21 protein-coding genes and 1 riboswitch are annotated in these 19,514 nt (G+C 48.3%); of the genes, 17 read left to right on the top strand and 4 right to left on the bottom strand.

The annotated features are described in order from the left end of the window. Positions 1–33 precede the first annotated feature (33 nt). The 3 genes from EIZ48_RS10545 to EIZ48_RS10535 all read right to left on the bottom strand — a co-directional run bounded on the left by EIZ48_RS10545 (position 34) and on the right by EIZ48_RS10535 (position 3,503). The gene (locus EIZ48_RS10545; RefSeq protein ID WP_160650759.1) at positions 34–771 is read right to left on the bottom strand and encodes a 3'-5' exonuclease; all 738 of its coding nucleotides are present in this window, start codon (positions 769–771) and stop codon (positions 34–36) included. Next, entirely contained in the window at positions 771–2,651 is a 1,881-nt protein-coding gene (locus tag EIZ48_RS10540; RefSeq protein WP_160650757.1) for a DUF294 nucleotidyltransferase-like domain-containing protein, read from the bottom strand. The genes EIZ48_RS10545 and EIZ48_RS10540 overlap by 1 nt, the downstream gene beginning before the upstream one ends. Before the next feature lie 102 nt (positions 2,652–2,753). Beyond that, the gene (locus EIZ48_RS10535) at positions 2,754–3,503 is read right to left on the bottom strand and encodes a LuxR C-terminal-related transcriptional regulator (protein ID WP_240152928.1); all 750 of its coding nucleotides are present in this window, start codon (positions 3,501–3,503) and stop codon (positions 2,754–2,756) included. 294 nt (positions 3,504–3,797) lie between these two features. Between EIZ48_RS10535 and EIZ48_RS10530 the strand changes: the two genes are divergently transcribed. From EIZ48_RS10530 to EIZ48_RS10520, 3 genes are all read left to right on the top strand, one after another. Beyond that, on the top strand, positions 3,798–4,319 hold the full coding sequence (locus EIZ48_RS10530) for a GNAT family N-acetyltransferase (protein WP_160650754.1): 522 nt from the start codon (positions 3,798–3,800) through the stop codon (positions 4,317–4,319). Positions 4,320–4,463: 144 nt separating this feature from the next. Next, positions 4,464–5,516, top strand: coding sequence for a hypothetical protein (locus EIZ48_RS10525; protein WP_160650751.1), 1,053 nt, complete (start codon positions 4,464–4,466; stop codon positions 5,514–5,516). 70 nt (positions 5,517–5,586) lie between these two features. Further along, entirely contained in the window at positions 5,587–6,678 is a 1,092-nt protein-coding gene (locus tag EIZ48_RS10520) for a hypothetical protein (protein ID WP_160650748.1), read from the top strand. A gap of 17 nt (positions 6,679–6,695) precedes the next feature. Here EIZ48_RS10520 and EIZ48_RS10515 read toward each other — a convergent pair whose 3' ends face one another. Further along, the gene (locus tag EIZ48_RS10515; protein ID WP_160650745.1) at positions 6,696–6,920 is read right to left on the bottom strand and encodes a YgjV family protein; all 225 of its coding nucleotides are present in this window, start codon (positions 6,918–6,920) and stop codon (positions 6,696–6,698) included. Positions 6,921–7,158: 238 nt separating this feature from the next. On the opposite strand from EIZ48_RS10515, the gene EIZ48_RS10510 reads away from it, so the two are divergent. From EIZ48_RS10510 to cobJ, 14 genes are all read left to right on the top strand, one after another. After that, on the top strand, positions 7,159–7,569 hold the full coding sequence (locus tag EIZ48_RS10510) for a hypothetical protein (protein WP_160650743.1): 411 nt from the start codon (positions 7,159–7,161) through the stop codon (positions 7,567–7,569). Between the two features lie 36 nt (positions 7,570–7,605). Continuing rightward, positions 7,606–8,067 (top strand): methyltransferase family protein, encoded by a 462-nt coding sequence (locus tag EIZ48_RS10505; protein WP_160650740.1) that lies wholly within the window; start codon positions 7,606–7,608, stop codon positions 8,065–8,067. 198 nt (positions 8,068–8,265) lie between these two features. After that, positions 8,266–9,018, top strand: a complete 753-nt coding sequence (locus EIZ48_RS10500; RefSeq protein WP_160650736.1) for a metal-dependent hydrolase — start codon at positions 8,266–8,268, stop codon at positions 9,016–9,018. A gap of 95 nt (positions 9,019–9,113) precedes the next feature. Next, a riboswitch (cobalamin riboswitch) is annotated at positions 9,114–9,288 on the top strand. A gap of 249 nt (positions 9,289–9,537) precedes the next feature. Then, the gene (gene cbiM, locus EIZ48_RS10495; RefSeq protein WP_160650732.1) at positions 9,538–10,137 is read left to right on the top strand and encodes a cobalt transporter CbiM; all 600 of its coding nucleotides are present in this window, start codon (positions 9,538–9,540) and stop codon (positions 10,135–10,137) included. Positions 10,138–10,153: 16 nt separating this feature from the next. Then, on the top strand, positions 10,154–10,753 hold the full coding sequence (locus EIZ48_RS10490) for a NikL family nickel/cobalt ECF transporter subunit (RefSeq protein ID WP_205298583.1): 600 nt from the start codon (positions 10,154–10,156) through the stop codon (positions 10,751–10,753). Then, positions 10,750–11,547: an energy-coupling factor transporter transmembrane component T family protein gene (locus tag EIZ48_RS10485; RefSeq protein ID WP_160650729.1), complete on the top strand. Its 798-nt coding sequence runs from the start codon at positions 10,750–10,752 to the stop codon at positions 11,545–11,547. The genes EIZ48_RS10490 and EIZ48_RS10485 overlap by 4 nt, the downstream gene beginning before the upstream one ends. Beyond that, positions 11,544–12,239 (top strand): energy-coupling factor ABC transporter ATP-binding protein, encoded by a 696-nt coding sequence (locus EIZ48_RS10480; RefSeq protein WP_160650726.1) that lies wholly within the window; start codon positions 11,544–11,546, stop codon positions 12,237–12,239. The genes EIZ48_RS10485 and EIZ48_RS10480 overlap by 4 nt, the downstream gene beginning before the upstream one ends. A gap of 31 nt (positions 12,240–12,270) precedes the next feature. Further along, a complete protein-coding gene (locus tag EIZ48_RS10475; protein ID WP_160650723.1) occupies positions 12,271–13,455 on the top strand; it encodes a cobalt-precorrin-5B (C(1))-methyltransferase in 1,185 nt (394 codons plus the stop codon). Between the two features lie 54 nt (positions 13,456–13,509). After that, positions 13,510–14,163, top strand: a complete 654-nt coding sequence (locus EIZ48_RS10470) for a precorrin-8X methylmutase (protein ID WP_160650720.1) — start codon at positions 13,510–13,512, stop codon at positions 14,161–14,163. Then, entirely contained in the window at positions 14,160–15,422 is a 1,263-nt protein-coding gene (gene cbiE / locus EIZ48_RS10465) for a precorrin-6y C5,15-methyltransferase (decarboxylating) subunit CbiE (RefSeq protein WP_160650718.1), read from the top strand. Before EIZ48_RS10470 ends, cbiE begins: the two co-directional genes overlap by 4 nt. Next, positions 15,412–16,206 (top strand): precorrin-2 C(20)-methyltransferase, encoded by a 795-nt coding sequence (gene cobI, locus EIZ48_RS10460; RefSeq protein ID WP_160650716.1) that lies wholly within the window; start codon positions 15,412–15,414, stop codon positions 16,204–16,206. Before cbiE ends, cobI begins: the two co-directional genes overlap by 11 nt. Then, positions 16,203–17,828 (top strand): cobalamin biosynthesis protein, encoded by a 1,626-nt coding sequence (locus EIZ48_RS10455; RefSeq protein ID WP_160650714.1) that lies wholly within the window; start codon positions 16,203–16,205, stop codon positions 17,826–17,828. The genes cobI and EIZ48_RS10455 overlap by 4 nt, the downstream gene beginning before the upstream one ends. After that, entirely contained in the window at positions 17,825–18,697 is an 873-nt protein-coding gene (locus EIZ48_RS10450; RefSeq protein WP_160650712.1) for a sirohydrochlorin cobaltochelatase, read from the top strand. The genes EIZ48_RS10455 and EIZ48_RS10450 overlap by 4 nt, the downstream gene beginning before the upstream one ends. Continuing rightward, a complete protein-coding gene (gene cobJ / locus EIZ48_RS10445) occupies positions 18,690–19,514 on the top strand; it encodes a precorrin-3B C(17)-methyltransferase (RefSeq protein WP_160650710.1) in 825 nt (274 codons plus the stop codon). Before EIZ48_RS10450 ends, cobJ begins: the two co-directional genes overlap by 8 nt.

Genomic DNA, 19,514 nt, shown 5'->3' with positions numbered 1-19,514 from the left:
TTATAAAAACGCCGCTAATATAGCGGCGTTTTTTTACAACCAAATCTCCGATACCGGCGTATCGGGATCAAAGTGATAGGCAATCTGTGCTTGCAAAAGCTCCGCTGTTGCCAGAGCATCAGTGAGTGCATGGTGGGGTTGATAGGTTGGTAGCCCGTAACGCTGTCGTGCTTTCCCGAGACGCACTGAGCCTGGTTTTTTGCCCTGTAATCGGTTCCAGAAACCACCAAGTTGGCGGTGTTGAAATGCCGATTCCAGTGCTAGGGTGTCGATGACAGGGAAGTGAATACCTTCGCTAAGCCGGGCCTTTAACGCACTGTTCATAAACTCTCGTTCAATTTTCTGATAGTGTACGACAACAATTTTCCCGGCAAGGGCATCGAGTACTCTCTCCAGGATGCGCAGCAGATCTGGCGCACCACTGACATCAGAGTCGGTAATACCATGGATTACAACCGATTCTTCATCAAGAGGACGGTGTGGGTTCACGACCCAGTGTGCCGACTCCCTGCAACGAATACGCTGAAGGCTAAAGGGGACCAACCCTATACTGATGATTTCATCGGTTTTAGGATCAAGCCCGGTTGTTTCAAAGTCCAGTGCGACAAAAGGGACGTCTTTTAGTGGTGTCTCGCCACTGATCATGCCAGCAGAGTAATACTGTTGCAGACGAGAGTCTTTCGCCTGTCCAGCCAGCGTGGCAAAAAACGTTGGCCAGTCAGGTGTGTTGGTATTGGCAAGCAGGGGTCTTTGCCTTTTTTCTTTAGTCATTATCGTCTGTTGCCTTGATACCGGAACTTGATGAAGTTCTGAGCATTACTGAGGATCTGGAATGCAGCCTTGAGGTTTCTTCGCTCAAAGTCAGACATGTTTTCAGGTTCGATACTATTGTCCGGTTCGGTCTCGGCTTCGACGTCAAGCGCCTGGTGGCGTATACGAACCATATAGATAAACTCCATGGCATCCCGAAGATCCTGACCGCGTCCTTTCGGTAGTATTCCTGCTTCAATGATGTCATCCAGTCGTTCGAATGAATTTTGTGAACGCGAACCGACGGCGAGAGCGTGAACACGGATCAGATCGGCAAGTGGTGCTGTACCGCGGCGCTTTAGGTTAATCGAGTTGTTGTGGCGACCGTCTTTCTCCATCACGAAATCTTTGAAAAAGCCAAGTGGTGGCGTGCGGCTGATGGCGTTGCGGGCAAGGCAGGCCAGGAAGCGGTTATTCTTTCTGGCTCTTCGAATGATAAAGCTATTGAGTTGCTCGGCCCACTTCACCCGTCCCCAGACACCATCGAGGTCAAAGAAGATCGAGCTATTTAATAATGCCTTTGGCTTGGGGTTATCAATCCATTCACCAAAGCATTCTTCCCATTCCTTACGTGTTTTACGCCATTCAGGGTTGGTAGCCATGATGTCACCCTGGCAGTAGCTGTAACCACATGCAGCAAGTCCGTCGCAGACAAACTTAGCGAGATTGGCAAAGTACTCACCATGCCGTTTTTCATCGTAGCTATTGTCCAGAATAAGCGCATTATCCTGGTCGGTAACGATCAGTTGCTCGTCTCGGGCCATTGAGCCAAGCGCGAGGAAGCAGTAAGGGATGGGCGGCGGGCCTTGAATCTCTTCGGCAAGCTCGAGCAGGCGTTGCTTAAAGCTGCGGCCAATTACAGCCATTGCACTGCCCACCATATGGGAGTTAGCATCTTCATTGACCATGCGAACAAAACAGTCTTTAACTTGTTCTGATAACACCTGCAACTCTTCGACACTTTGTTGTTGGAAAATGGTACTGACCAATAACAGGCTATTTTGCGACTCGTAACGTACAATATCAGTCAGTCCAATAACCCCGATTGGATGTTTGTTACGCAGCACCGGAAGGTGGTGTACGTTGTAGCGCAACATGGTAAGCATTGCTTCGAATACATACGCGTTATGATCGAGGCTGATTAACTCAGTAGTCATCACCTCTGATACCGGGGTTGAAACATCAATTCCCATGGCAAGAACGCGCGTACATAAGTCTCTGTCGGTGATAATGCCGACAAGGTGGTCTCTGTCTTCATCATCAATAGAAGCTTCAGGGTCGGTAACCAATAGGGAAGAAGTACTTTCTTCAGCCATGGTTTGCGCGGCGACCTGAATTGACTCGTCCTTTGCGATGAGAAATGGATCGCGAGTCAAGAGGGTTCGGACCTTGGATGTGGTGAGATCGTTGGCATCGGTATGAGTGGAGACGACATTACGGAGCCGGGCACTGTCTTCGACTTCGACGAAGTCGGCGAAGGTATCGAATTCATCATATAGGCTGTTGAACATGTGCTCAGGAATACAATATACCAGTGTGTCTTCAATTGCTTTTGCTGGCATACGGACACGGTTGTTCATCAACAGGCCCATTTGGCCGAAAAGATCCCCTTCGTCAATACGGTTATAGAGCTCGCCCTTTCGTCGGTAAATTTCGACAGCACCGCTACGGATCAGAAATAGGTCGTGAATTTCATCGCCTAAGTTGAAAATCATACTACCGGCTCGGTAATAGGAGACCTCGATTTGTAGCGCTACCTGTTTTTGTTTTTCTTCTGGTAAGTTATCAAAAGGAGGGAACTGGCTGATAAAACTAAGTATTTCTAGCTGTTCTGCTTCCATCGCAAGATCCGTGTTGGGAGATTAATTAAAGATATACAGTAATCAGTATACAAGGGTTGCTTCATTTATGCTTTTACTATCAGCTTGTTAGCTTAGATAATTTTACTTTTCAAACCCACAGTAAATCTGATTTATCAGCTGATTTTGATGGCGGCAGCCCGTTTTGTGCAAGATACTTTTGATCTGCGACTTCGTTGTTTCTTTCGATACGCCGCGAATAGCGGTTATTTCACTGCCATCATAGCCTTGAGCAAGCAGTGAGACGACATTATGTTCAGCCTGGGTGAGCGTGCTGGGAAGCTTCAACATTCCTCTGGATATAGGTGCTGAGCCATAGAGGTTTTCAAGAGTGTTGCGGGCGATGAAAAACTGTCCCCATGGAGCGAGCATTTCTAGCAGTTGCTGCATGAGCTGCTGGCTTTTGTAGGAAAACGGTTGATTATAACGATGAAAACTAAGCGATAATATTTTTCCGTCTGAAATGGGAAAAATTCCGCTGACTGAATAATCAACAGCCATCCGAGGAATCATTTCTTCAAGAAACCAGTTGTCACTAATTTGCTTGATGGGCAACATTTCCTGTAAGGCTATCATGCTACCTGATAGTGACTGGCCGAGATAATGCTGTAGATAAATATCATCTCGAGAGTGCCGTAGATAAAAATCAAAGTCGCTGGTATCAATGCCGTGATGGAGGATCCATTGCTGGCCTTTATGGGGAGGAGCCCCAAGGAATAACAGACTTATATCTGCACCTAGATATTGACCGATACTACGGACGATTCGGTTGAGGTCGTCACTTGATTGGCCGGCTTCCAGCATTTCTTTTACCCAGTATTGAACCCGCTCCATGGATTATCCTCACTGGTGTCATTGTTATTAATATAAGAATCAATGATGCATTAGTACATTGCAATTATTTGTATTGATGATGTGATCAAGATTTGCACTGGCAATCAGCAGCTTAATCGGTATTGGCGGCGTGCTGGTTTCACCGTTTTCGGTGGCCTTGTTTCTTCAATGGGCAACGAAAGCCACATAACCTAAAAAAGCCTATCAGTGAAAAGCGGGTTGACCGTATGGAATTATGGGTGATAGCTTGAGTGCGATAAGGGAATACATAACAAAGGAACATTAATCAAGGATATGAAGTTTATTAGCTGCAATTTTGACTCTCATGCAAATGAGATTTTAACCATTCTTAATGATGCGATTTTGCACTCAACAGCGCTCTATGACTATAAGCCGCGAACAATAGATAACATGGTGTCATGGTTTACAACCAAGGAAGAAGCCGATTATCCGGTAATCGGGGCGATAGATGAACATGGCCAGTTGATGGGATTTGCCACCTATGGACGATTCCGCGAACAGCCTGCGTTTAAATACACGGTTGAGCACTCTGTGTATCTTCACCCGGACTTCAGGGGAAGGGGAGTTGGCAAAGCATTAATGATAGAGCTTATTGAGCGTGCCAGGCAGCAAAACTATCATGTCATTATTGGTGCTATTGATCTGGAGAATGAAGGCAGTATTTATTTGCACCAAAAGCTGGGTTTCACTCATTCGGGGACGATTCAGCAAGCCGGATTTAAATTTGGTCGTTGGCTGGACTTGGGATTTTATCAACTGGTATTGAATACGCCGGCCTGCCCGGTTGATGGGTAATATTTGCCACATCAATCATGCTTACTTTAGTTATTGATAACGTGATCTTTTTACAATTACTCGACACTGGTCAGACATCATATTTGATGAACTAAATTAGAGCTTCTACTCTTCATTGTTCCATGTGCAACGGAAATGATAACAATGAAGACAGTAACTAAGAGTATCTTAGCAGCGTTGGCTACGCTCTCATTTTCTGCGAATGCGGCAATTGGTGAGCACCCTATCATTTTGATCCACGGTTTTCAGGCTGATCAATTGCAAACAAAACCCGATCGTCAGGGCGTCGAACAGGAAGGGGCTGATTATTGGCGCGATTTCTGGCTTGCAAAAGCAGATGATCGCATTGACTGGCCGTCTCAGGAAAGGGTTGCGGGTAAGATTTCGTCAGATTATATCTGGCCGAAGTTGCAGGAGCTATCGAAAAATCAGACATGCCGCAATGGCTGTATTTTTGTGACTCACTCAACCGGTGATCTTGTTGCGCGCTATATGCTGGATAACCAGGCGAACTGGCTGGAAAATGCTGGCCTACAGCCGCTGAATATTCTGGCGACCTTCGATTTTGCCGGTGCCGGAGGAGGTTCGGAGCTTGGTGATTTGGCGATCAATGTGGCCGAGGGAAGCGGATGGGTTAACGGTGCGCTTAAGTCAGCGATTAAGTTGTGGTTGGGTGAAATCCCGACTAGCTCAAATACCGGGGTGCTGAATGATCTAAAAGTAGCGAATGCCCGTCAATTGGCCCCGATACCTGATGGCAGGATCCCAAGGGTTCGTTTTACCGGCGATGGCTCGGACTATTTCAACTTAACCGCAGGATTTTTGCCCGGTCATGATGACGGTGTCGTTGCCAGCCATTCTACATGTGGCGCGAGCCAGGCCGGCGACTTTAATAGTTGTTCGACCAATGTTGCCTATGATGGCAAGCTGGCCACGCAATCAAGCGGTGTAAGTGATTTCATGCCCGATCATTATCCGTTGCTTATGGGAGACGGCTACAGCCATGGTGGGTTGATTACCAATACACATAGCGGGCAGGTTACAGCAGCAAACCAGCACGCGACACTGACAAATGGTAAGACGCTGACAGTGAGTACGACAGATGAAAAGTATTGGCTGACAGGGAACTATTATCGTTATGTTGATGGTTCTGACAAAGTGACAATGTCACAGCTGGCAGTTGATTTACTCAACTAATATTCAGACAGCAGAGGGCTAACTTGCCCTCTGCTGTCTGATTGAGCATATTTTTGATTGCGAAACCTTTATGAATTATAACAAGCATATTGCTATCGCGGTGATTGTCGGGGCATCAATACTGGCATACTGGATGACAAAACCATCAAAGGATGAACATCAGCTTGTTTCGGCAATGTCTGAAACAGGGCAAAGTGATGCGGCAGCAGAATATAGTGCGACAGCGTCAGTGATTGATTCTGGTGGAAAAAAAACAACCCCGGCTAATCAAAGTGTCGAACCTCGTTCTGCCGAAAAGGAAAATAGCGATCCCGAACTAGAATCAGTGACCCGACAGTTGGCCCAGATTTCAAATGCCTATGAGGCTGAAATTCAATATCCCCCTTACTCAAAGCCGATTACAGCATCAAACAAAAGCTATCTGGAGCCCAATTACTATAATGTCGTTGATGTGCCGGTGTTAGATGGGGCTCATACGGCTTCAATCTCACTGACCAAGTTTCGGTTTTTCTACCCGGAACCTGTCGTCGTGTCATTAAATACCAAGCTGGCGGTTAGCAATATCAATTATGAGTTCTATGAGCCAACCTCAAAGCAGGTGTTAGCGGTTGAACAAACTGATAATAAAACGTTAGTGATTCAGACGAGCGAGGACTGGCCGCAGGAAATTCGAATTAAAGCGACCATTGATTTCGAACAGGGCAGTGACATATTGACGACGGACTTTAATTTTTTCGTGCCGTCAGCCCTTTTGCTCTCTGTCGGGGCTCCGACATCTGAAGCGGCTGATATGCTGATCCCTGTGCAGTTGGAGGTCAAGCAGAGCGGAATATACCGAGTGCGTGCTAATTTATATAGCCAGCAGGGTGATGTAATAGCGGCACTGAACGGAAAGTCCAAGCTGGCAGAAGGCACTGAAGAGCTAGTGCTAAAGGCCCACCACAGCGTACTGTCAGGAACGGACGGTTTATATCTGCTAAAGGATTGGGTCATTGAAAAAATGTCCGGCTTCCCTGGTGAAAAGGCTAGTTACGGGATCAGCGAACAAGACACAATCCCTCTGGCCCCGTTTGATTTATCGGCGCTCAGCCAGGAGCCCTATTCGCCAAGTCCGGAAGAGCAACAGAGGCTTGAATTTCTGCGACAGGCTGCAAATCAATAGCGACAACGCCTGGCGGATTAGCCGGGCGTTTTTGTTGAGAGTTTATGAATATGGTAAAGGTTGACGATGATACAGAAGCTATTCATGAACACTATGGGATAAGCGCCTAGCTGCCAGCCATAGATGACAAACAGCAGGCATCCCATCCCGTTGATATATCTCAGTCTTTTCATATCCCCCATTAACAGTGACAATCCTACCAGCAGAGAAGCCACATAACCGACGGTTTCAGATATTTCCATTGTTACTCATTAGATTCGTCCCTGAATGCAATTAACTGTAGAACAAACCCTGTCGCTGTGAATAAATCTCTCCTGTACATACCTTGAAGTGAGTTAGGGGTTGTAGTCTATGTTTAAGTGGTAGCTGTTATCTCTTCGTTAAGGTGGAGGCCATGTCATTGAAACGATAGACTATCTAAAAGACAGGTATACAGAAGAACTGGCTCGACTTGTTTACTGTGAGAGTCAGTGTTCAAGATTGCTGGCATTCTTAACGACGATTATCGCTGCGCTTGGCACGGTAACTGTGATTAAGAGTGATAGTCTCTTTCAGCCCTCGTTACCTATTGAATGGATTAAGCTGTTGGCATTGCTGCTGGCATTGTTTTCTATTGTCTGTGCCTGGGGGCATGCATTACTGGCGCTGAAAATTGACAGGAATACCGAACTCCCCAAGGGGCGTGAAATAACGTTACATCTAGCCGAGCTTGATATCGCAAGCAGGGAGCAATCTATTCTCAATTACTACCACGAAGCGATAGAACAGCTCTCGGAGGTAATTCACGAGAAAAACAAGTATATTGTCATCGCTTATGAGGAACTGACAATGAGTGCCTGGTTTTTTGGGATCGTCTCTGCAGTCGCGATTGGAATGGAAATTTTAAACTGAGCGCAAGCTATATTGCCATGATCATGGAAGAGGACTATGAGGGAACTTGAATTAAAAATACCGCCTGTGGTGCTGATGGGAGTATTTGCTATTGGAATGTGGCTGCTATCAATGCAGTTACCTAAACAAGCACTATTTGCTAATGGCAGTACAATCGCTGCAGTGGTTATTGTTATTCTCGGGGCCCTCGTTGCTGTCTCTGGGGTGTTGGCTTTTCGTAAAGCCAGGACTACGGTTAACCCAATGGAGCCGCAGGACGCATCTACATTGGTAAACAGTGGCGTGTACCGAGTGACTCGTAATCCAATGTATCTGGGTTTTCTGTTAATGCTCGTTGGTTATGGCGTCTTTTTGCAAAGCGCTTATTCGCTGGTTCTTTGTGTGGGCTTTATTCTTTATATGAACCGTTTCCAGATTGAACCGGAAGAGCGGTTTCTCGAAGCACAGTTTCACAATGAGTTTGTACTGTATAAAGGAAAAGTGCGTCGCTGGATCTAGGCGAAAGTCAGCATAGTGTTAATTGCGCTCAAAAAAACGTCACTTGGCCACTTAAATGCCTGAAGTTTAGGATTTTCGTTGATGTCGAAAAGAAATAAGACATAATACTGGTTATTTATCCAGTTAAAGAGGCAAGAGTTGTTGGTCAGTAATACTAGACTGATAAGTATTCAACAACCTTGTTTAGCGTGAATATTTGTGGCTAATTTCAATGTGCATCTTGGATCAGCCGCGCTAACCAGCAGTTTGGCGGCTACCGCATTATTATCGGCTGGGCATATCGTACCGATCACTGCCTTATGGCTGATGTTTCTTGGCACCATGGGTGGATTGTTGCCGGATATTGATTCAGACAACTCCACCTCGATGAGTACTTTGTTTCGATTTTTCGGCGGAATGATCACATTCAGTTTTGTTGGCCATATTTACCGATTGGTCTCAATGCTGGAGTTGATTGTATATGCGCTTTTTTGCTATCTGACCATCCGGCATAACCTAAAAGCCTTGCTAGAAAAAGTGACCGTACACAGAGGTTGCTGCCATTCATTGGCATTCATTAGTGTTTCCGGTTTAGGCTGCGCTTCCCTTGTTTATTTGCTCGGCTACAGTGAAATAACGAGTTGGTTATCAGGGCTCTTTTTATTCGGTGGAAGCCTTGTACATTTACTGCTTGATGAAGCATACAGCGTCGATCTTGCTAACCGAAAAATAAAAATGTCATTTGGCTCGGCATTCAAGTTATGTTCGAACCGTAATCCGGTGATTAGTGCTATTCAGTTTCTGCTGATAGGGGTGCTTGTGATTCATAGCCCGCCCTGGAATGATACCTGGCAGCAACTGTCGGACTGGAGTGATTTTAGGCTCAAACCGAATTGGCTCAATCGAGAAGATGTCACTGCATTCTTTGATGATGTTGTCGAGTCTACAACCAATGCAATTCAACCTCGTTAGTCCGTCTCTATTAATGTTAGTAATCACAATAGTACTTATCTAAGTTTGCCGACTTTGATTTGTATCATGTGCCATTTTTATAAAAAGTGCTTAACTGTCACAGCTTTAATGATAGTGCCTTAATCGGCTAAGAGGGAATCAGGTTAAAGGCCTGAGCTGTACCCGCAACTGTAAGCGTTGAGTGTTACCTTGAACCACTGATTATTCGGGAAGGAAGGTAATACGTTGTTATACGCAAGCCAGGAAACCTGCTATCAAAACATGCTTCTAGATACTGGGCGGGAATACTCAGTGATGAAGGGTTGATCTCACGTCTGTGTTATCAATCGTTTTCTCCTGCCTGATATCTAGTGCAAAGTTAACTTAACGCTTAAGTGTGCATTTGATATGAAACGGAACTTTACTTTAGACCTCTATCTCCCTTGCTCCATTAGGTTCGTATTGTTATCGCGGCTTTGTCTCGCGCAACGTCAAGGATTACAAATATTCATTCTGGCGACCAAGAATTAGGAGCCAAGAATGCATATTGTAGATGGCGTTCTTTCAACTCCGGTGCTGGCTAGCGGTATTACTATTACTGTGCTGGGAACCGGGTTTGGTTTGCGCGGCCTGTCCGACGACAAGTTACCTCAGGCAGCAGTACTTGCCGCGTGCTTCTTCGTTGCCTCCTTGATTCATATCCCACTAGGCCCGACGAGCGTCCATCTGATCTTTAATGGTCTGATAGGCCTGTTGTTAGGGGGGGCTGCATTTCCTGTCGTGCTGATCGGCTTAGTGCTCCAGGCCGTCTTTTTTGGTTTTGGCGGGCTTATTGTCCTTGGGGTCAATTGCCTCAACATTGCTTTGCCGGCCATTGTTATCGGTTTAGTCGTCAGGCCTTGGCTGGGGCGGCTCCCTGCAGTAGCTCTTGGGTTTGCCGCCGGTTTTGGTGCGGTGTTGCTAACGGCCTTGTTTGTCGCTTTATCGCTGGCCCTGTCAGGTGAAGGGTTTATCACCAGTGCCAAGCTAGTAGTGATAGGGCACTTGCCTGTTGCTGTTATCGAGGGTGTCGTATCAGCATTTGCGCTAAAGCTGCTTTGTAAGGTTCGACCGTCCCTTGCAATGTTTTCCTATCAGTGAGGCCACAGAATTTATCATGAAATATTTAATTCCGACTTGCCGCTTAGTAGCAGATGTTGCCGGTTTGGTTATGTTGAGTGCCAGTTTGATAGCCGTTAGTTCAACCAGCGCCTACGCCCACAGGATGAAGGCTTTTTCCTGGGTTGAAGGGCAGGCCATTGAAGGCGAAGCCTATTTTACAAATGGCCAAATGGCTGCTGATTCAACCGTCGAGTTGCTTGTTGACCAGAAAGTTGTAGCAACCACTCATAGTGATGAGGAAGGGCTGTTTCGCTTTGAAGCATTAGCGGTTGGGGATTATCAAATCCGCGCTGATGCCGGTCAGGGCCATGTCGCTACTTATAACATTTCGGCGAGTGAATTTTCCGTCGAAGAAAGCGATACGGGTACCGTTGTTGATCCTTCTGGACCGGAAGCTTCACTGCCACAAAAACCTGTTGATAGTACTCTTTCGAAAGCTCAGGTAGAGCAGGCAGTAGCGAAAGCCATTCGTCCTTTGCGTGAGCAACTTGACCAATATGAGGCGAAAGTACGCCTTCACGATATCTTGGGTGGGATCGGATATATCTTCGGTCTGTTCGGGTTGTTTGTTCTCTATCGGTCTCGTCGCCAATGATAGACGCCTTGCTTGCAACATCATCGGCACAGATGTCATCAGTTAATGCTGCCCCAAGAGTGCGGCTGTTGCTGGCGATAGTTATTGCAGCTGCGGTGGTGATGAACAAGCAATGGGCGCCTCTGTTTGGATATGGGCTGTTGGCATTTCACCTATGGCAACACAGCCTTGTCGGGCTTTGTTCTGGATTTAAACGTCTTGCTGCCGTTGATGGTTTTATCGTGTTTACCGTTATTTTACTGCCGTTTACCGAGCCGGGAGAGGTCGCATTTCATGTCGGTGAGATGGCGGTGACCCGAGAAGGCATGACTCTGGCAGCAATGATTTTGCTTAAGGCAAATATCCTTGTTATTACCTTAATGGCCCAGTGTGCGGGGCTAAATGCAATGAGTTTGAGCTATACACTCGCCGAGCTGAAGATACCGTATAAATTGGTGCTGATAATGCAGCTAAGTATTCGCTATATCAGTGTTATGCAGTTGGAATTTAAGCGATTACACCAAGCCATGAAGGCCAGGGGATTCCAGCCTGATAGTTCGCTACACACATGGCGCAGTTATGGCTACCTGTTTGGCATGATGCTGGTAAGGGCGTTGGATCGTGCCGATCGGATTTGGCTGGCAATGAAATGTCGTGGTTTCAATGGACGTTTCCCACAGACTCCGCCGGTCCCCTTGTCTGCTCGTGACAAACGTTATCTTGGCGGGTACCTCATCATTGTTGCCCTGATTTTTCATGGCGATATCGCTGTGAGTTGGCTAGTTAGCATATTGCCTATTCAGGAGTGGTCATGAGTGAATTAATTGCCCTCGAACAACTGAGCTACTCACGCCCTAACGGGAATATTTGTGCCGAGCAGCTAGATTTCAGTTTGTCAGGTGGCGATCGAATAGCAATAACCGGGAGTAATGGCTGCGGTAAAAGCACTCTGCTTCAATTGATCATGGGACTACTGCCTGCTGACAAGGGCAACGTTCGTCTGTTTGGCGAGAGTTGTTATAGCAAAAATCGACTCAATGAAGTCAAGTACAGACAGTATCGGACTCGTATTGGTTTGGTTTTTCAGGATCCTGATGATCAGCTGTTTTGCCCGACTGTGATTGATGATGTTTGTTTTGGCCCTTTGAACCAAGGGTTTAGCGCAGCTGAAGCTCGCCAGAAAGCCATTGCGATACTCAGTCAGCTTGGTATTGCTAACTTGGCAGAATGTGTCAGTTATCAGTTGTCCGGTGGCCAGAAACGCTTGGTGGCCTTGGCAGCCGTGTTGGTGATGGAGCCCGAGGTTCTGCTCCTGGACGAACCCACCAATGACTTGGATCAGGAGAACAAGCAACGGTTGTTAGAAATTCTGCATGACTGCCAGTTGCCAATGATCATTGTCAGTCACGATAAGCAATTTCGTTCTGAGCTTGTATCGCAAGAATATTGTTTGCAACAAGGCCGGTTAGTGCCTGTTTCTACCGCGAATATCGAGGGTGCAGCATGAATCAAGAGGCCGTTCAGGTAGGAGATGGTGCGTGATTACTCAAGTGAAACGCTCAAAGCATCGTAATGAACTACGTTCAGGGTTTACGACGGGGGCTTGTGCGGCAGCTGCCAGCCGGGCAGCGACACACTATTTGCTGACTGATGAATGCATTCGTCAGGTAACGATTACTTTACCCAATGGTGATAAAGCTTGCTTTGAGTTGTTTCGTCTCGCACACACTTCTGAGGGGGTGCTGGCGAGTGTAATAAAAGACGGCGGTGATGATCCCGACTGTACCCATGGCATAGAGATTCAATGCATGGCGTCGTGGTATGCCGAGCCGGGCATTCATATTGACGGTGGAGAAGGGGTGGCGACAGTTACTTTACCTGGGCTGGAACTCCCTGTGGGAGAGGCGGCGATCAACCCCGTACCTCGGCAGAATATATACGATATGGCAATGGCCGAGTGGTTGGCATGTCCGTCTGAGCAGCACCTTAGGCCGGGATTGGCTCTGGAAATTCGTGTACCGGAAGGTAAAGAGTGTGCGAAACAGACTATCAGCGAACGGTTAGGGTTGGTTGGTGGTATTTCGATACTTGGGACCCGTGGCACGGTTAAACCTTACTCGACCTCTGCATTCTCGGCGTCGGTACGCCAGTCGGTGCAGGTGGCCAGTGCAAATCGCCTTGATCATGTGGTACTGACTACCGGAAGTCGATCAGAGCGATCGGCAATGGAGATGTTGCCTGAACTCAATTCAATGGCATTTATACAAGCGGGCGATTTTGTCGGGGTTGGGTTGCGTGCCGCTAAGCGATACCAGATCGGGAAAGTGACTGTCGTCGCGATGATCGGCAAGCTGGGGAAAATGGTGTCTGGCCATATGATGACCCATGTGTCCGGCCATGCGATTAATTTCTCCCAACTGGCCGATATTGCCGCTCAGCATGGTGCAGATGAGGTGCTGTGCGGAGACTTGGCGAATGCCAATACCGGGCGACACGTGCTTGATCTTGTTCAGGCTTCAAATAACCGATCAAATCCTTCTGCTGTGACTTTTTCTTTTTCAGCTAGCAGATATTTACAGGCTCTTTGCTGCCATGCAGCCAAGCATGCGGCTGATTATGTGGCTGACAAGGTCATGATTGAATTTCGCCTGATTGATTTTGATGGCAGCTTGCTGGCTCAATATCCGGCGGATAGTCGTTGCAAGCAGCAGTCAGGGTCGTGAAACAGATAGATTTCACCTTTAACCAACAGAAAAACCATAACAAGGACTGCCGTAATGAAAAGCATGCAGCAATTAACCCGGCAAGGCCGCCAAATTGAAGAAAGCTCATTTGACATCATTGATCGTGAAATCGAACAGATTCACGGTGGACATAGCTTTACGCCTGCCCAATGGGCGGTTGTACGTCGAGCGATTCATACCACAGGCGACTTTGAGTTTGCGGACTTATTTCGATTCAGTGAGCAGGCAACATCTTCCGGTATTGCTGCGCTGAAGGCGGGGGCTCCGATCATTACCGATGTCACCATGATTACCAGCGGGCTTAGTCAGCAAAGGCTATCAGTCTATGGGAATCAGGCTCACTGTTTTATCAGCGATACCAAGGTTATTGAAATTGCCAAGAAAGAGGGTGAAACGCGAGCAATCTGGGCGATGCGTCATGCCAGAGATCTCGGTTTGCTTGATGGTGCGATTGTGGGGGTGGGTAATGCCCCGACCGCGCTTTTCGAGGTGCTTCGAATGGTGGCTGACAACGAAGCCAAACCGGCATTGATAGTGGGGATCCCGGTGGGTTTTGTGAAGGCGGAAGAATCAAAACAGGCGCTGACAGAACAACATATCGTGCCTTATATCGCCAGCCTTGGTCGAAAAGGGGGGAGCCCGCTGGTGGTCTCAACTATTCATGCTTTGCTCACGGAGTCTGTATGACTGCAGCCATAACTATTGTCGGTGTGCCGGAAGATGGCTGTATAAGTCTTACAAGTCGTGCTGTCAATGCCGTTGCCCAAGCCAGGGTGCTCGCCGGGCATCCTCGTCTGTTGCATTGGTTTCCCCAGTTTAAAGGTCGTTTACTGCCAATGGACAATGGGTTCAGACCTTGGCTTAACCAGCTTATCGATGAGAGTGAAGAGGGGGAGGTCGTTGTTCTTGCTTCGGGGGATCCGCTGTTCTATGGCATTGGTAGTACCTTGAGAAAACAATTCGATCTGCGTGAGTTGTGCTTCATTCCTTCACCCTCTTCCATGCAGTTGGCTTTCTCTCGTCTGGGACTGCCCTGGCAGGATGCCCGCAGTCTGTCGCTGCATGGCCGGAAAATGGCAGGTTTGGTTTGTCAGCTGCAGCAGGGTGATTTGTTCGTGATACTGACGGATAGTACCAATACACCATCGGTAATTGCGCAACATTTGCTGCATTACAGAGAAACCTCATGGCAGCTCAGTGTTTGTGAGCAACTTGGGGCTCCGGGTGAACGCATTACTGTATATCGTGTGGCAGAGCTGGCCGAACTGTCAGGAGATGAGTTTGATCCGTTGAATGTAATCATTGCTGAACGAACAGCGCCTGGGTTCTGGGGAGAGTACGGCCAGTTTGCCGATGATGATGCCTTTGAGAAGCGCATGCCGCAGCGAGGCTTGATTACCAAGCAACCAGTTCGGCATTTGGCTCTGGCAGAAATGAGGCTTCGACCTGCTACCACTGTTTGGGATATCGGCACGGGGTCGGGTTCGATTGCAATTGAGGCCGCCAAGCAGTGCTGGCAGGGGAGTGTTTATACGGTCGAATGTAACGAGGCCTGTTACCCAGCCATCGAGGCGAATATCGCTGGCCACGGCACCGACAATGTCACTTTGTTAAAAGGGAGAGCGCCAGAGGCTCTGGCGGGTTTGCCTGTGCCTGATGCGGTATTTGTCGGCGGAACACGCGGGGCGATGGGCGACATATTATCGCATTGCTGGCAGCAGTTAACTGAACAAGGGGTGTTGGTAGTGACTGCCGTTACTATTGACTCTGTTGTTGAAATTCATCAATGGAGCAAACTAAACCGGCTCAACCCGAAAGTGCAGCTTGCTTCAGTCTCTCAAGGGGTCCCTCTGGCACATTACACCCGATATCAGGCTGAAAACCCGATCCATCTTTTCATATTTAATAAGTCAGTGACGCTACAAGGTAATAACAATGAACAATAACTCTGCTGGTCAATTATTTGCTGTCGGTGTCGGCACCGGAGACAGCGAACTGCTTACCCTCAAGGCAGTTAGATTATTGCAACAGGCTGATGTGATAGCGATTCCAGAAAAAACCTTGGGTAAGGGAGATTCTTTTGCCTGGCAGATAGTGACTGGTGCGATTAAAGAAGACGAGCTAGCGGCTGAGCGCTGTTTTTTGCATTTTCCGATGACTCGCGATGCTTCGGTAAATGTTCCTGCATGGCGTCATGCGGCATTGCAAATTGCGGATCATGTCAAAGCCGGAAAAAAGGTAGTGTTTGTGACAGAAGGCGATCCGTCTGTATTTAGCACTTGGGCCTATGTTCAGGAAGAGCTCTGCGAGCTCATGCCTCAGTTGGAGCCTGAAATTGTTCCCGGGATTACGTCAATTACCGCGATTCCGTCTCAGACAAAGATCCCGCTGGCAGATGGTCAGGAACGGTTTTGTGTGGTGCCGGCAACCTACGGCATGGAATGTCTGCCTCGTCTGATGGTCGAGTTCGACACTATCATGTTGATTAAGGCGGGCCGGGTGATCCCTGAACTGACGGCGATGCTGGAGGAGATGGGGTTGCTGGATTGTGCAACCTATGTATCTCACGCCACGATGGATAAGCAGGAAATCTATCATGATCTTCGACAGGTACCAGCCGAGCATCGCTACTTTTCAATGGTTCAGTTGTCTATCCGAAGCCGCCGGGGCATTTTGAGAGGATCCCGGCAAAAAAGTGTCTCTGAGTGGGCAGGGGTGAATGCTTTATGAGAATAGCTATTTATGCGATCACCCTCAATGGTGCCAGACAAGCGCAGCGGTTGCACCGGGAATTACCTTTTGCCGATGTTTTCGTCAGCGAGGCCGGGCTTGAAGAGTGTGCCTCTGCATCATTGCTGCCCCTACCGTTGGCTGAGTTTATCGCACCGAATTTCCACCATTACGATTGCCATATTTGTATTTTTGCGACAGGCATTGTCAGCCGCATAATGGCACCGTTGCTGACGGATAAACGCCAAGACCCTGCAGTGATCTGTGTTGATGACCAAGGTCAGTTCGCGATCCCAATGTTATCTGGTCACCGTGGTGGCGCTAACACGATGGCACAGCGTGTGGCACAAATTCTTAAAGCCACGCCGATTGTGACAACTGCATCAGATGCCGCCAATACTCTGTCGGTTGATATGGTGGGAGCACCGTTTGGCTGGGTACTGGATCCCCAGTGCGAGGCAGCAATCACTTCGGTTTCTGCGGCAGTCGTCAATGATAGACCTGTTCTGGTGGTACAGCAGGCGGGCGAGAGAAGTTGGTGGCCCTATAAACGTACCATGCCGAAGCACATATATTGCCATGATCAATTAGCCGAAGTTGATAACGAACTGTGGCAGGGGCTGGTGCTTATTAGCGACCGGAGAGAGCCAGATCACTATGAACATTGGCAGCATAAAGCTGTTTTATGGCGGCCTAAGTCATTGGTGCTAGGAGTCGGTTGCGACCGTAACACTCCGTTATCGACAATTCAGGCCGGTATCGACAGATTCCTGGCTGAAAATAACCTTTCCATTGATAGCGTATCAGCGATGGCCAGTATCGAGCTGAAGGCTGATGAAGCAGGTTTGCTGGCCTATTCCCAACAGCAACAATGGCCCTTTGTGACCTACAGCGCGGAACAGTTGCGTGATGTCAAAGGGATCGAAAATCCATCGCCCTACGTCGAGAAGGTGACTGGTGTTGCATCGGTTGCCGAAGCGGCGGCATTGAAGCATAGCCAAACCAAAAAGTTGCTAGTGCCAAAATGGAAGTTCAAGCTGGGTGGTTACAACGTCACTGTGTCGTGCTGTCGAATCGAGCATGAAGAAGCGCTCTCGAAACACAACTGGAAAAACTGGCTTGGGCAGAAGAGCAAAATAAATGCCCATGGCAGTGAGGTGGTAAAAGGATATCAATGCAAACCCAAGCATGTCGATTTAGACCGGCCGATGTTGTATCACCGGCATCACTTATTGCTGTGCGAAGGCGGGCGGTGCAGCAAGGAAGGCAGTAAAAACCTCACGCATGAACTTCGCTCTCTTATCAAGGAGATGGGGCTTGCCAGCGGCAACAACCGCATCAAACTGAGCAGGACTCAATGTGCGGGAGCATGTCGCAATCGCGCCACGATGGTGGTTTACGAGCGGCTTGAAAGCCACGAGGTGCCAGTCAACAACGGGTGCTGGCTGCGGAATGTTGAAAACCTGACGCTGACCCAGTGGCGCCGGTTGTTCCTGGCACTGGCTGATCGCGTACCGCTGAGTTCTGTTTTGGAGCCGGAATACTTCGCCGCCATAGATGCGGCAAAGCCGATCACCCGAGACGAGATAATTAATAATTCACAAGGATTGGCAACACAATGAAACGATTGAGGCACCATAACAAAGGGACGGCTATTGTCTTAAGCTGCTTTGGCTCGGTAGTCGAGCAACAACGTTATTTGGCTTTGCAACAGCGACTGGCCGAACGTTATCCGAGCTGTACGGTAAAACTTGCCTTTAGTTCAAAGATGGTGATTAAAAAGCTGGGTCAGCATGGAGAGCATTACCAAAGTCTGCCGCAGGTGTTGGCAGATCTGGATATGGAGGGGTATCGGCATATTCTGGTGGTTTCCTGTTATATGTTCCCGACAGATGAACATTTGCAATTATCTAAGATGGTGGAAGGCTTCCGTCAGTTCTCGCTAGCCAGCATTGAGCATACGCCGGCAATCATGCATCACACCTTGCATGCCAGTGCCATTCTGGCGGCGCTGAGCAATCGTTTTGCCCAAGGGAGTGATGCAAATCTGTTTATTCATCATGGTGCTCCGCTACTGGATAACCCGGGGCATCAGGCTATCCAGTACTGTGACAGTATGCTGACGAAGTTATCAGCGAAGAACTTTACCTGTTCACTCGAAGGGGCATGGCCATTCCGTCTGATCGCCGATTCATTGTCACAGGAAATGCTGGCGGTTGGACAACAGGCTTCATCTCGTAATGAATACGCGATTAAGCCAAAGCTGCGTTTGATCCCGTTGTTGTTAGTATCAGGAAATCACTTCGTTAATGACCTGGTCGAGATTAAGCAATCTCTGGAGAGCAGCTTTGATGTTTCCCTGGCAGAGCCGATTAGCGGTGACCGCTTTTGTTTGTTGGATTTTCCTGAGTTGATTTCAGTGTTAGAGCAGCAAGTTGAAGAAGGACTTATTCGTTTGCGGGCACCAGAATCTGAGGTGTCATATGGCTAAGCTAACTCTGGTCGGGCTTGGGCCCGGCAGTTTGGATCTTATGTCGTTACGAGCCAGACAGGCCATTGTCGATGCCGATGTTGTTGCCGGTTATAAGGCGTATGTGGAGCTAATACAGGAGCTTATCGAACGCCAAGAGGTGATCCAAAGCGGAATGACTCGAGAGTGGGATAGAGCCGCCGCAGCGGTTGCACAGGCAAAAGCCGGGCGTGACGTGGTGTTGGTTTGTTCTGGTGATGCAGGGATGTATGCGATGGCCCCCTTGGTACTCGAGCTGCTGACGGAGCAAGGATGGAGTGATGAGCAGGGACCTCAGATAGAGATAATTCCCGGTATTACGGCGGCCAATGCCTGTGCCTCTTTGGTTGGTGCGCCGCTTGGTCATGATAGCTGTACGATTTCATTGTCGGACTTGCTCACGCCTTGGCCGGTAATCGAAAAACGGATCCATGCTGCAGCCGAAGCTGACTTTGCTATCACGTTTTATAATCCCCGTTCACGCAAACGAAAAAGCCATATTGAACATGCGCAGCGCATTTTGTTGGCATACCGCGAGCCGACAACTCCCGTCGCTGTGGTGAATGCCGCTTATCGTGATGAGCAGCAGGTGAATCTGACCACCCTTGATCGATTTACCGAGCTGGATTTCGGGATGAATGCGGCTGTGATCGTCGGAAATAGCAGTAGTTTCCTGTATCAAGACTGGATTGTTACCCCGCGTGGATACCGGAACAAATATCAGCTTGATGATGGGGTGACTTTGCCCGGACAGAAGCGCGGGCATGCACTTGCAGTCGATAATGCAGAAAGAGAATAA

The sequence above is a fragment of the Photobacterium alginatilyticum genome (assembly GCF_009910675.1).
In the GTDB taxonomy this organism is placed as follows: Bacteria; Pseudomonadota; Gammaproteobacteria; order Enterobacterales; family Vibrionaceae; genus Photobacterium; species Photobacterium alginatilyticum.
This window is presented reverse-complemented; position numbering and strand designations above follow the sequence as displayed.